At 59.4% G+C, this 13,503-nt stretch carries 9 protein-coding genes; 1 reads left to right on the top strand and 8 read right to left on the bottom strand.

Annotated elements, in window-relative coordinates; all coding sequences use genetic code 11:
• Positions 1 to 339 precede the first annotated feature (339 nt).
• The 7 genes from WC026_RS09280 to aceE all read right to left on the bottom strand — a co-directional run bounded on the left by WC026_RS09280 (position 340) and on the right by aceE (position 11,117).
• Positions 340 to 2,706 carry a methyl-accepting chemotaxis protein gene (locus WC026_RS09280; RefSeq protein WP_372710611.1) on the bottom strand — a complete coding sequence of 789 codons (2,367 nt, stop codon included), beginning with the start codon at positions 2,704 to 2,706 and terminating at the stop codon, positions 340 to 342.
• 498 nt (positions 2,707 to 3,204) lie between these two features.
• Positions 3,205 to 4,161 (bottom strand): patatin-like phospholipase family protein, encoded by a 957-nt coding sequence (locus WC026_RS09275; protein WP_372710610.1) that lies wholly within the window; start codon positions 4,159 to 4,161, stop codon positions 3,205 to 3,207.
• Positions 4,162 to 4,343: 182 nt separating this feature from the next.
• The gene (locus tag WC026_RS09270; protein ID WP_372710608.1) at positions 4,344 to 4,565 is read right to left on the bottom strand and encodes a hypothetical protein; all 222 of its coding nucleotides are present in this window, start codon (positions 4,563 to 4,565) and stop codon (positions 4,344 to 4,346) included.
• Positions 4,566 to 4,968: 403 nt separating this feature from the next.
• A complete protein-coding gene (locus WC026_RS09265) occupies positions 4,969 to 5,271 on the bottom strand; it encodes a hypothetical protein (RefSeq protein WP_372710607.1) in 303 nt (100 codons plus the stop codon).
• Positions 5,272 to 5,673: 402 nt separating this feature from the next.
• Positions 5,674 to 7,113 carry a dihydrolipoyl dehydrogenase gene (gene lpdA / locus WC026_RS09260; RefSeq protein ID WP_372710606.1) on the bottom strand — a complete coding sequence of 480 codons (1,440 nt, stop codon included), beginning with the start codon at positions 7,111 to 7,113 and terminating at the stop codon, positions 5,674 to 5,676.
• A 15-nt stretch (positions 7,114 to 7,128) separates the two neighbouring features.
• Positions 7,129 to 8,424: a 2-oxo acid dehydrogenase subunit E2 gene (locus WC026_RS09255; RefSeq protein ID WP_372710605.1), complete on the bottom strand. Its 1,296-nt coding sequence runs from the start codon at positions 8,422 to 8,424 to the stop codon at positions 7,129 to 7,131.
• A 17-nt stretch (positions 8,425 to 8,441) separates the two neighbouring features.
• Positions 8,442 to 11,117 (bottom strand): pyruvate dehydrogenase (acetyl-transferring), homodimeric type, encoded by a 2,676-nt coding sequence (aceE, locus tag WC026_RS09250; RefSeq protein ID WP_372710604.1) that lies wholly within the window; start codon positions 11,115 to 11,117, stop codon positions 8,442 to 8,444.
• A gap of 876 nt (positions 11,118 to 11,993) precedes the next feature.
• Between aceE and WC026_RS09245 the strand changes: the two genes are divergently transcribed.
• Positions 11,994 to 12,290: a hypothetical protein gene (locus WC026_RS09245; RefSeq protein ID WP_372710603.1), complete on the top strand. Its 297-nt coding sequence runs from the start codon at positions 11,994 to 11,996 to the stop codon at positions 12,288 to 12,290.
• A gap of 39 nt (positions 12,291 to 12,329) precedes the next feature.
• Here the strand turns inward: WC026_RS09245 and WC026_RS09240 are convergent, their stop codons facing one another.
• Positions 12,330 to 13,139: a hypothetical protein gene (locus WC026_RS09240; protein ID WP_372710602.1), complete on the bottom strand. Its 810-nt coding sequence runs from the start codon at positions 13,137 to 13,139 to the stop codon at positions 12,330 to 12,332.
• Positions 13,140 to 13,503 lie beyond the last annotated feature (364 nt).

The raw sequence follows: 13,503 nt of genomic DNA, 5'->3' as shown, positions 1-13,503 counted from the left end.
CGTTCTCAAACTATGCGATAGACCATTGGTGTTGGAATCGCGACGCCGACCGACCAGTTTTGCGCCCGGCGAATATTCGCTTACTGAAAAAAAACAACGTCAACAAACCATCAAGACGACGATGGCGCGCCGTATCCAATCTTAAGAGCAGTGAAACGGCCTAAGAGGGATGCGGCCATCTCTTTTCCAGGGGGTCGAACCCTGCTTGCGTTCGTGTTGCTGGTACTCGGGCCACAAAACGCTGGCACCCGCGAAAGCCAAAGCACCTCCCGCATGATCACCGCGTATGCAGGCGATGATATCAAAATCCTCGCCTGCATACGCGGTGTTAGGCGTTGATCAAGAGTCTTCCCACGCAACCTTCTTGGCGGCATTGCCAGAGAAGGCGCTTGCGATCTTTCGGCCAAGGGCGCGCACCGGAGAAGCAGCAAGCTTTTCCGAGCCGGTTGCCGAGCGCACCGGAGGCGATGCCTGACGCGCTCCACCAGAAAGCTTGAACATGGTCAGAAGCTCATTGAGCGAGGTGGCCTCACGCGACAGACTGTGCGTGGCAGCAGTGGTTTCCTCGACCATGGCCGCGTTCCTCTGCGTATCCTGATCCATCTGATTCATTGCAATGTTGACCTGCTGGAGTCCAGCCGACTGTTCCTGCGCCGCTTCCACAATCGCGGCGACATGGCGGTTGATCTCTTGCACTTCGGCAACGATGATTTCCAGAGCGCGGCCCGTGTCACCGACAAGCTGGACACCTTCGCGAACTTGCTCGCTGGACGTGCCAATGAGCACCTTGATCTCTCTCGCGGAATTGGCGGACCGCTGTGCAAGCTCGCGTACTTCCTGCGCCACGACGGCGAAGCCTCTGCCTGCTTCACCCGCGCGAGCCGCCTCCACGCCCGCGTTCAGCGCAAGCAAGTTCGTCTGGAAGGCGATCTCATCAATCACGCCGATGATATTGGTGATCTCCGAGGACGACCTCTCGATGGCTTCCATCGCCGAGACGGCACGGCGGACCACTATGCCGGACTGTTCCGCACCCGCCTTCGCACGGCTGACGAGCTCGCCCGCTTCCTGTGCCCGCTCGGTGGAATTCTTGACGGTTATGGTGATCTCTTCCAGCGCGGCAGCGGTTTCCTCGAGGGCTGCGGCCTGCTGTTCGGTGCGCTTGGCCAGATCGTCGGCGGCAGAGCGGATTTCGTCGGAATTGGATTCGATGCCTCGGGCGTTCTCGGCCACTTGCGTCAAAGCCGTTTCCAGCTTCTGGGCCGAATTATTGAAGTCGTGGCGCACCTTATCCAGAGCAGCCGTGAACGGGGCATCGATCCGGTAAGACATGTCGCCATTGGAAAGTTGAGACAGACCGGCGGCAAGGCTATCGACGGCAAACTTCACGTTCCCCGCGTCTCTGGCTTCCAGCTCCTGACGGGCAAGGCGTTCCTTCTCCACCTTCGCCGCGTCTCTTGCTTCTTGCTCCTGACGGGCGATGCGATCCCTTTCGGAAAGGCTGCGATGGGCTTCGGCTTCTTTTTCGAGCCGGGCCTTTTCCCGGTTGTTGTCGAGTAGCACTTCGAGCGAGCGGGCGAGATCGCCGATCTCGTCCTTGACTTTGCTATCCTTCAATTCGAGCTGCAGGTTGCCTTCGGCGATCTGCGCCGTCTCCCCGATGATGTTGGAGATGCGGCCGATGAAGCGGCGAGCAATGAACCAACCTGCCAGGGCAAGAAGCGCGGCGGCCGTCGCGACAATCAGGGCCGCGTCCCGGATCATTGTGTTCAGCTGCGCAAAGACGGTACTCTTCGGAACAGCGACGATCGCATACCATGTGTTTTCTGGAGTGAGCTTGATGGGCGATGCGACGGCAAGGTATGCCGTACCATCCTCTGCCGCGATCTGCTGTTCGATGCCCGGATTGGCGACGAGTTTATCCCATCCGGCCGTCTGCACGCCGCCTTCCGCGAGGCTCTTGCCGATTAAGGCCTCGTTGGGATGGCCGACGATCTTGCCTCCGCTACTCACTAGGCTGACATAGCCCGTCCTCATGGGGTGAATGGCCGAGAGCGCCTTGCTGGTTTCGGCGAGCGAAAGATCAATCCCGGCAACGCCGAGCGCCTTGCCGTTCACGACAACCGGCTTGGAAATCGAAGTAAGCAGAACCTCTTTACCGTCAATCGCGTAAGCATAGGGTTCGATAACGACGGTCTTTTGCCGGGTGAAGGGCAGCTGATAGTAATCGCCGGCGCCTGGCACCGCATAATCGACGAGCGCCGTGTTGGATATTTCCCCATTCGTCCCCCGGACGAAATAAGGAACGTAACGACCCGTTGCATCATGGCCGTGTGCTTTGACAAAGTCGGCGTCCTTGCCATCGAAGACGTTCGGCTCCCAGCCCGTCCAGATGCCGAGAATATCCGGGTTGCTTTCCAGCAAGTGACGCAAGATCCCGTCGGCCCTGGCGCGGTTGGCTTCGCCGCTATCTTTCATGACCTCCAGAACCGACCCAAGCGCGTCGGCAATGCGAGCGCTACGATCGATCCGCTTCTCGCTTGTCAGAGCTTCCGCCTTTGCGATCTCCCGCATGCGGTCAAGGCTGGTGCTCCGGACGTCCTGGTAGGAGCGATAGAACAGCACGGCCGAAGCCGTGATAGTCGCGATCAGGCCGCATGCTGCGACCGCGAAGATATTACGACCTGTGGCCGAATTCAGCAGCATTTTCATGTTCCTAACGTTCGCCGTCGGATGCTTGGCATCTTTCGCGATGTTTCCTTGAAGCCAAAAAACTTTCCCGGCAGGCTATGCCGTTATCCTTAATGAATTGCTTTCTATGCTGATCGTATGAAGCCGATTAGGGCGACGAGGGAGCCAGCAAGAACAGGACGGGTCGCCCTGGTGATGGCGGCGGCGCAATCGGACCGCGGGATGCGCGTCACGCTACTCCGATCACCCACGCGCCGAATGCTTCGGCGCGCCATCGAGATTCCGTTGCCGACGAAGCGACGCCTTGTGCTGAACGAGGGGGCTCGTGGATGTGCTCACGGAAATGAATGTGTTTGCGTGGCCGGCCCTGACCTGCGCGTCACGCGTGCCGAGTCGGACACGCCTCTACTCGGGCATCCGTAGAGACCTTGTAGACTCCCTGTGACGCAGTTGTTCGCAATCTCGGGAGCATCTCGACAAGCGTTGTCGCCTAGATCGGATGCCAAGCAAGCATCAGGGCGAAAAAAATCGCCCTTGAATGCCGCTGCTCGGAGCTTCGCGCAGATAGCGCTCGACCATTGGCAGATGCGGCTCTATCGCGGCACGCCCCGCCGCGATCATCTCATCGGCGCGGTGGAAATCGAGAACGCCGATATGCCCGAGATCGGGCGAGATCAAAAGATCCGGCGGATCGCCCATCAAGCGCGCGCGAGCGATACGGTCGTGAAAGATGCTGAAGGAATTCAGGATCACCGACGTAATGCCAGGAGCAGCCTCTTTCTGATGACCGAAAAGCTGGCGGTGCAGAAGCTGCAGCGCGCCACGTCCGTTCCAGCGCGTGATGGGCGCGACCTCCTCCACTACCGGCGCGATCTCGTCCTCCTCGACGTCATCATCGACAAGTATGCCGCCACGGCCGAATTCGCTCGTCAGATTGATGGCGATGACAGTTCTGGCGCCCAGAGCACGGCAAACGGAAACCGGGATCGGATTGACGAGGCAGCCGTCGATCAGCCAGCGGCCGTTCAACTTGACGGGCCTGACAATGCCTGGAATCGCTGATGAGGCACGCACCACATCATTGACGTGCCCGCGCCGCAGCCAGATTTCATGTCCGCTGGAAAGATCCGTCGCGATCGCGGCGAACTTGGTTGGCAACGTTTCGACGCGCAAACCCTTGAGGTGTTCGTCGAAACGGGAAAACAGGCGCTCTCCCGCGATCAATCCGGAACCTGATACGCTCAGATCGAGATATCCAAAAACGCGGCGGCGCGTCAGGCTTCGCGCGAAATCCTCGAGCTGATCGAGCCGTCCTCCGGCGAAGTGCCCTCCGACGATCGCGCCAATCGACGTTCCAACAACAATGTCGGGCTTCAGTCCGGCTTCGGCCAGGGCTCGGAGGGCACCGATGTGTGCCCAACCGCGAGCGGCGCCGCCGCCAAGGGCAATTGCCAATTTTTCTTTTGCCATGAGCGCTTTTATCGAAACGTTGGTCGTGGCCGAGTCAAGCCAGCATAACACAACGCACGGGCAAAGAATTTGGTTCTCTTGTCCGACAGGTTAATCGGACCGAAAATCGCGAACGCCGCAAGAGAATAAATAACATTTCCGCCAGGCTTTAAACGCGGATGAAATGACGACGCTGCGGGATGCTAACGTGCCAACGGCTTTCTATCGGCATCCAAGAGGCCCTTCGCCGCCAGCGACGAGAGATAAGCAGAAAGCGCAAGCACGACATCGTATGGGCCGGGGCGTTCTTTCTGAAGCAGCACATCGACAGCCATGGCTTCAGCCAGCAGGGCATCGATCTCTTGCGCCGATAGTTCGACCGCGGCTCCGGAATTTGTGATGTCAGCTTTCCGCGCGCTCAGCATGAATCAAACCTTCAACCAACAAACCTTCAACTCTCAGTGAGACCGGACAGGGTATGCGGATCAATCAATTCTCAAAATCCTGTTAGGCGGCAATAGAACACAGTCACTCCGCCGCTCCTGCGAGCAACGAGAAAATTAGCCGACCGTGACGACCGGAAAAATTTCAAATCTCCGACTACTCAACGACAATAATTCCGTTTACGCAAGACGTATACTGACAGTTTTGGCGTTCGATGAAGCATGCCTTTATTCAGCGGTGGCGTCGAAGCTATCTTGCTGTCTCTCCAAGTCCTTACACGTCATGCCGCCATTGCAGGCAACGCCATCCCAGGAACTCAAAATCGTTGCCCGAGTTTACTTTGCGGGGGCATCACATAATGGAGATGCCTATGGACTCTCGTATCTATTCCGTCGCCGTAGCATTCGCGATTGTGACAACGTCTGCAGCGGCCCAAACAGTCACTAACCCAAACACAACTGTATCGCCCGGCGCAGCAAATCCGACCGATAGTACCGCTCCCTCGCCGTCGACGAGCACGACCGGCCAAAACGCCACGGGTTCTTCCGAAACTCCTGCCAACATCTCGCCGTCGCCCGTCGAGCAGAACAGGCTTGATCCGTCCGCACCAAGCGCGCAGCGTTTGATAATTGATCCCGGAACAGCAGCTGGCAGCTCGACCACGAACCCCGCCGATAATTCCTCCAATCCGGGTGCTCCGGGAAGGAGTTATAATGCTATTCAAGAGCGCGGGTCCTCGAATAACGGCACAAGCACAGGAACATCCGGCCTTGGCGTGACACCTGCGCCCTCGCCTCTATCCCCAAGCATGTATCCTCAGCCGCTGACAACACCTCCGACGCCGAACCCGGCAAGCAATTATCCCGCTCCGCTGACGAACCCCGTCTTCGCGCAACCGACGACGACTCCTGGCGCAGGCATGGGAACACACACCACTGCGTCGGGCATCGGAGCGGGGAGCAGCCTGCAAGATCATGCACTTTCGCACGCGACAATGCCCAGCAGTCACATGGGTGGCGGTCACATGGGCGGCGGAGGTCATCGATAGCTTTTGGGTACAATAAACGACCCCGAGCTGGGCAGACGTCGCTACCGCCGTTTCTGCGGCGGCAGATCGGTGCAAACGCCCTCGAAAACCTCAGCAGCCATGCCGACGCTTTCCGAAAGCGTCGGATGCGGATGGATCGTCTTGCCGATATCGATCGCATCAGCACCCATCTCGATCGCAAGACAGATTTCAGAGATCAGATTGCCTGCGTCGATACCGACGATGCCGCCTCCGATGATGCGCTGCGTTTCGGCATCGAACAGAAGTTTCGTGAAGCCCTCATCGCGTCCATTGGCGATCGCGCGCCCGGATGCCGCCCAGGGGAACACGGCTTTGCGAAAGGCGATGCCCTGCCGCTGCGCCTCGGTTTCCGTCACGCCAGCCCATGCAATTTCGGGATCGGCGTAGGCGACGGAGGGAATCTGGCGCGCATCGAAAAAGCTCATTTTTCCGGCGGCGTTCTCGGCTGCGACGTGCCCTTCATGCACAGCCTTGTGCGCAAGCATCGGCTCGCCCGCGATATCACCGATCGCAAAGATGTGATTGACGTTCGTGCGCATCTGCTTATCGACGGCAATGAAGCCTCGCTCCGTCACCGTAACGCCCGCGTTCTGAGCGGCAATCGCATTGCCGTTCGGCTTGCGCCCAACGGCGACAAGAACAAGATCATAGACGACTGCTTTTTCCGGGGCATTCGATCCTTCGAAACGGACATGAATGCCATCGGGCTCGGCATTGGCCGAAACGACCTTCGTTTGCATCATGACATGATCGAAGCGGCGCGCATTTATCTTCTGCCATACCGCAACGAGATCGCGGTCGGCGCCGAGCATCAGCCCATCGAGAGCCTCGACGATGTCGATGCGCGCGCCGAGCGTCGAATAGACCGTCGCCATTTCAAGCCCGATGATGCCGCCGCCGATCACAAGCATCGTCTTCGGGATCTGCCGCAATTCCAGCGCGCCGGTCGAGTCAACGATGCGCGGATCAGACGGCAGAAACGGCAATGTCATCGCTTCCGAACCTGCCGCGATGATCGCCTTGTCAAATCGCACGATCGTTTCGCGGTTATCTTCGGACGTGACGATGAGGTGATGCGGATCGGAAAAGGTCCCCGTTCCTTGCAGCGTGATGACTTTCCGGGCTTTCGCCATCGCCGCGAGACCGTTCGTCAGCTTCTTGACGACGGAATCCTTGTGCGCGGCGAGCTTTTTGAGATCGATCTCGGGATTTGCAAAAGCCACGCCGTGCTCTGCCAAGCCGCGCGCCGCATCGATGATGAATGCCGTGTGCAGCAATGCCTTCGAAGGAATGCAGCCGACATTCAGACAAACGCCGCCGAGCACCGGCCAGCGGTCGACAAGGATCGTTCGTGCGCCGAGGTCCGCAGCCCGGAAGGCCGCTGAGTAACCTCCAGGCCCCGCGCCGATAACGACGACATCGCAGATGTGATCCGGCTCCCTCGTGTTCTCCGCGCTCATTGCGTCGCCGTTCCTTTACAAAACCAGTTGCCGCACATCGGCGAGCGCGCCGCAAATCTTGCGCAGGAAGCGCGCGGCCAAAGCGCCGTCGACGGCACGATGATCGTAAGACAGGCACAGGGGCAGCATCAGACGCGGCTGAAATGCGGCACCGTCCCAGACCGGCTGCATCTTCGCACGCACGATGCCGAGGATCGCGACCTCGGGCGCATTGACGATCGGCGTGAAAGTCGTGCCGCCAATCCCGCCGAGGCTGGAAATCGAGAACGTGCCGCCGGTGATGTCCGTGGGCATGATCTTGCCGTCGCGCATGCGCGCCGAAACGGCCCCCAGTTCCTGGCTGAGTTCGAGAACGCCCTTGCGATCGACATCACGAATGACCGGAACGACAAGACCGTCCGGCGTGTCGACGGCAACGCCGATGTTGTAGTAGCGCTTGAGGATCAACGCGTCCTTGGATGGCGACAGCGAGGAATTGACGTCAGGATAGTCCTTCAACGCGGAAACGGCCGCCTTCAGCAGAAACGCAACCAAGGTGACGCGATAGCCCTTCTCCTTGGCCGCTGCGTCAAGCTCATTGCGATACTCTTCGAGATCCGTGATGTCGGCCTCGTCGGCATTCGTGACATGCGGCACATTCAGCCAGGCGCGATGCAGATGGGGACCCGCCAGCCGCTTCAATCGCGACATCGGCTTCGTTTCGACCGCCCCGTATTTGGCAAAGTCCTGCGCGGGAATCTCAGGGATGCCTAGCCCTCCCCCGCCTTCGCTCCGCGCGATGTACTGCTTCACGTCGTCCTTGGTGATGCGACCCTTTTCGCCGGTACCCGTAATTTTTGTCAGATCGACATCAAGCTCTCGCGCCGTCCGGCGTACGGAAGGACTCGCGTGCACGGAGCCAAAGTCCTTGGGGGCGGACAAACCGTCATTTTTCGATTCCGGCTTCGCGGGTTGATGCGCCGGCGCCGCCGTGGTCACGGTTGCAACGTTTGTAGGCGGCTCTGCTGACGCTTCCCCCGAATCTTCGGCCCTCTCGCTATCGCCTTTCGACTGTGACTTGCCCGTGTTCGCCGATGAAACATCGAGGCGAATGATTGCGCTGCCTTCGCTGACCTTGTCGCCGACACCGACAAGAACTTCGGCAACCTTGCCCTGCTCGGGCGAGGGAATATCCATCGCCGCCTTATCGCTTTCGAGCGTGATGAGCGGATCGTCGACTTTGACCTCGTCGCCCACCTTCACCTGAATTTCGACGACCGGCACCTTGTCGAAATCACCGATGTTGGGAACCTTGACGTCTATGAACGGCATTTCATTCGGCCTGTCGATCAGCTGCGGGCGGGATTGGGCTTGTCGGGATTGATGTCATATCGGCGGATCGCTTCCGCGACCTTGATCGAAGGAATTTTGTTTTCCTCCGCCAACGCCTTCAGCGCCGCGACCACAATGAAATGCCGGTCGACTTCGAAGAACGCGCGCAGCGTTCGACGATAGTCGGAGCGGCCGAAACCGTCCGTGCCGAGCACGCGATAACGGTTCGGCACGGACGCGCGGACCTGATTGGCGTAAAGTTTCATGTAATCGGTCGAGGCAATCACCGGCCCGTCGCCGCGCCCGGAGATTTTCTGCGTCACGTATGGAACGCGCGGCGTCTCTTCCGGATGCAGGAGATTCCAGCGTTCGGCATCGTAGGCTTCGCGCGCAAGCTCCGTGAAGCTTGTGACGCTCCAGACATCGGCGTCGACATCCCAGTCGTCGCGCAGCAGATCGGCGGCGGCGATCCCCTCGCGCAGGATCGCGCCAGAGCCCATCAACTGCACCTTGTGACGGGCTGAATTGTCCGGCGCGGCCCTGAACAGATATAGGCCCTTGATGATGTCGTCCTCGATGCCGGCGGGCATCGCGGGATGCTCGTAATTCTCATTCAGCAGCGTCAGATAGAAGAACACGTCTTCCTGATCCGCCAGCATGCGTTGCAGGCCGTTCTGGATGATCACCGCGACTTCATATCCGAACGTTGGATCGTAGGAGATGCAGTCGGGAACGGTCGCCGATAGGATATGGCTATGGCCATCCTCGTGCTGCAGCCCCTCGCCGTTGAGCGTCGTGCGGCCCGACGTCCCGCCGAGCAGAAAACCACGGCAGCGCTCGTCGCCCGCCGCCCACGCGAGATCGCCGATGCGCTGGAAGCCGAACATCGAGTAGAAAATATAGAACGGCACCATCGGCACGTTCGACGTCGAATAGCTCGTGGCCGCCGCGATCCAAGACGCCATCGCGCCCGCCTCGTTGATGCCCTCCTGCAGCATCTGTCCGGTCTTGTCTTCCTTATAGAACATCAGCTGGTCGGCATCCTGCGGACGGTAAAGCTGTCCCACCTGACTGAAGATGCCGAATTGCCGGAACATGCCCTCCATGCCGAACGTCCGGCTTTCATCGGGTACGATCGGCACGATGCGGCGACCGAGTTCCTTGTCGCGCATCAGCGTCGTCAGAATACGCACGAACGCCATCGTCGTCGAAATCTCGCGCCCCTCCGAGCCTTTGAGTTGGGACTCAAAAGTTGAGAGTGGCGGAACGATAAGAGATTGCGACGTCCGCCTGCGGGTCGGCAAATAGCCGCCGAGCGCCTTGCGCGTTTTATGCAGGTATTCGTCTTCCGGCGAACCTTTCGGAAAGCGGATAAAGGGCAGGCTGGCGATCTCGCCCTCGTCGATGGGAACCTTGAAGCGATTGCGAAAATGCTTCAGCGCATCGACGTCCATTTTCTTGGACTGGTGCGCGAGCATCGTCGCCTCGCCCGCATTGCCCATACCGTAGCCCTTGACGGTCTTGGCGAGCACGCACGTCGGCTGACCTTTATGCCGGACAGCGGAATCGTAGGCCGCATACACCTTCGAGGGATCGTGACCGCCGCGCGTCAGCCGCCAGATCTTGTCATCCGACCAGTCGGCAACGAGGGCCGCCGTTTCCGGATAGCGACCGAAGAAGTTCTCGCGGATATAGGCGCCGTCGCGCGATTTGAAGACCTGGTATTCGCCGTCGACACACTCTTCCATCAGTTGCCGGAGCTTGCCGGTTTTATCGCGCAGAAGCAGTTCATCCCATTGCGAACCCCAGATGACCTTGATGACGTTCCAGCCCGCGCCGCGAAAATTGCGTTCGAGTTCCTGGATGATTTTGCCATTGCCGCGAACCGGCCCGTCCAACCGCTGCAGATTGCAGTTGATGACGAAGATCAGGTTGTCGAGCTTTTCCCGGCCCGCGAGCGAAATGGCGCCGAGACTTTCCGGCTCATCCATCTCGCCGTCGCCGCAGAACACCCAGACTTTCCGTCCCTCGGTTTTTGCGAGACCGCGATCGTCAAGATATTTCAGGAAGCGCGCCTGGTAGATCGCCATCAGCGGTCCAAGGCCCATCGAAACGGTCGGAAACTGCCAGAAGTCCGGCATCAGCCAGGGATGCGGATATGATGAAAGACCCCGCCCGCCGATCTCGCGGCGGAAATGCACGAGTTGGTCCTCGTTGATCCGGCCTTCGAGAAACGCGCGCGCGTAAATGCCCGGCGAAGAATGACCCTGAAACATGATGAGGTCGCCGCCATGATCTTCCGTCGGCGCGCGCCAGAAGTGCATGAAGCCCGTTTCGTAGAGCGTCGCGGCAGACTGATAGCTCGCGATATGGCCGCCAAGCTCGGTCGATTCCGCGTTGGCTCGAACGACCATCGCCGCCGCGTTCCAGCGGATCGCCGCGACGATCCGGTGCTCGAGGTCCCGGTCGCCTGGATGCTGGACCTCATCGCGCGATGGAATGGTGTTGATGTAGGCGGTGCTCGATGCGAACGGCAGGGCGGCGCCGCTGTGGCGGGCTCGTGCGACAACCTCCTTCAGGATATCGTCGGCGCGGCCCGTGCCCTCGAACGCGATGACGGATGCGATCGACTCCGTCCACTCGCGTATTTCCGCGTCTTCAGGCTTGAGGGATTTCTGCTCGCTCTTGCCCATGGCATTCCTTGGCATTGGCGGCGCAACGGCCAGACAATATTGAAACTCCGCAGCCGCATTTGAGTTCGAGTCGTTAACTTTTGAAACGCCGGAAGCATCAACTCAGTCAACGAACGAATTCTCTGTCCTGGATAGTAGATCAAGCCGAAGGCCTGGAGCAGCAGGCCTTCAGTTCAGGTTGAAAAATCGTAACTTCTAACATGATGTGCGTGCGGCGCCTGCCGATTGCAACGCAGCGACGAAAAACATTGACGTCACGGCCTCGCGCGCAGACTCTCTCTGCAATTGCGACGCATCCAGCGACCTTTCCAGCGAGGATCCCTGACCATGCCTTCCGCATTCAAATCCGTTGTACAGGCGTTTCATCTGAGCGTTGCCGGTATTGCGCTCAGCGTGGCGGCTTTTTCATCATCCGCTTTGGCGTACGAATCCGCTTCAGGCCCTCGCGTGCGCGGACTTGGAGTGGTCTCGGCCCCGGTCGACAGGCGCGGTCCGACATTGCTGCCTGATCCGTTGATGACGCCGGATTCCGGCTTTTTGGGAAGCGGCACTGGCGGAGTGGTCAGCAGCGGCAGGGCATCCGGCCTCCCGTCTATCGTTCCGCCTCCGCCGCAGCCCGTTGCCGTTGTCACTCCGGTCGTTCGGAAGACAACACCGGGAACCGCAAAAAAAGGCCGCAAGTCGCGCGGGCGGATCATCCTGCAAAAGCCAAACGGCTGACGAGCCGAACGCCTCGGGCATTTCCTTGCGATGCATCAAAGACGCGATGCCTCGGAAATCCGCATGCCGAAACACAATTTTATCTGTGATCGTCAAACGCGTGTGGCAGGTTCTGCGCTTCAATCCAATTGCACAATTCAATGGGGGTTTCAGCACATGCGCCATGTTTCCTTGATGATGGCGGCCGGCCTGCTCGCCGGAGCTTTAGCGGGCACTCCGGCCGAGGCAAAGTCGTGCTTCAAAAAAACGGCCGTCGGCGACGCGCTGACGCAAGACCTCGCGAAGTTCCAGGTCGATGCCATGCTTCTGCAGTCCACCGACTGGAGCATTTACTTCACGTACATTTCAAGCGGCACGACGCCGGGCTATACATTCGGCAAGCGCTCGTATCAGTGCGCGCCGGGCAGCGTCGGCTGGGAATGCCGCGGCTCCGCAACGCTCTGCAAGCTCTGAGACTATCGAAATCAATCCAAACGCGCGGGCGCCGGCTGACTACGGCTCCGCGCGTTTTTTCATGTTCGTGCTGACGGCCGCTGGCGCCGCGATTTTCGGCACACCGCATTTTTCCATCGGCGATGCCGTCGTCGTCCAGTTGTCCATCGTGACGGTGACGACGTATCTCCGGCAATCCGGCCCTGCGCCTTCAACGAATTTCACCTGGAACAGCGCCTCCTTGGGCTTTCTCTGGCGCGGCCAGACGAACACACCGCCGTCCGGCGTTTTTGCCACCGCCCGCTCGATCGCGATGCGCGCGTTGCGAAAATCATTCGGCGAAAACCGCATCAGCAGCGACCGCGAAATATCCGGATTGAGCCCCGCCGCCTCCGCACGTGCTCGATAGGAATCCTGAGCGGCTTTATCAACCTCGCTCGCGGCACCCGGATCGGGCGTTTCCATCGGCTCCGACTTGATCGCCGGCGCCTCGGGAATGGCCGTCGGCTCCGGCAAAGGAATAGGCGCCGCCGCGGCTTGCGGTGGTCCAACTGGCGTCGACACCAAAGGCCGGCTCAAAGGCGTTTCATTCGGAACGGCCGCTGCGGGCATCAGGCTCACAATTGAGTTTGAGACACGTGCCGCCAGTTCCGGCAAACGCGTCAGCAACGCACCATCGTCGTGCGTCATCACCCACGCGCTACCGACGATCATCGCAAGCGACATGCACCACGCCAGCACGTCATTGGCGCGCACGACCGGACCGCCGATCCGCTCACCGGCGTCCAATTCAAACTCGGTTGGGTAAAGATCATCCTCGTCATAGATCGAATAAGATTCGAAAGCCGACGAGCGCAGCGGAACCGACATGACGACCCTTCCGTCTCATTTTTCAGTGTCGATATCCCGCTAACGACGAAGAAGTCAGAGCATTCGAGGCAAAAAGATGACCCGCCGTTCAACTTGCGCGGCGGGTCTGCAATCTTGAGAAATGTTGCAAATTCTCAAAGCCGAAAAACGATGCGCATACGGATCGATCAAGACTTTGAGATGGAAGCCGTGTTCGACTTAACCCGGACGGCCAGGCATGGTTAATCCGGCAAGATAAGCGGCCAGAGATTTGATGTCCGCCTCATCGATGGATTTCATCAAGGCGACCATGCCCGGATAGGTCGTGCGGTCGCCTTTGTGAAAGTCGGTCATCGTCTTGAGCAGATATTCGTCCTGCTGTCCG

Origin of the sequence: Hyphomicrobium sp. (assembly GCF_041674905.1) — a bacterium.
Taxonomy (GTDB): Bacteria; Pseudomonadota; Alphaproteobacteria; order Rhizobiales; family Hyphomicrobiaceae; genus Hyphomicrobium_B.
The sequence above is the reverse complement of the archived record's forward strand: the minus strand, read 5'-3'. Positions and strand labels throughout refer to the sequence as shown.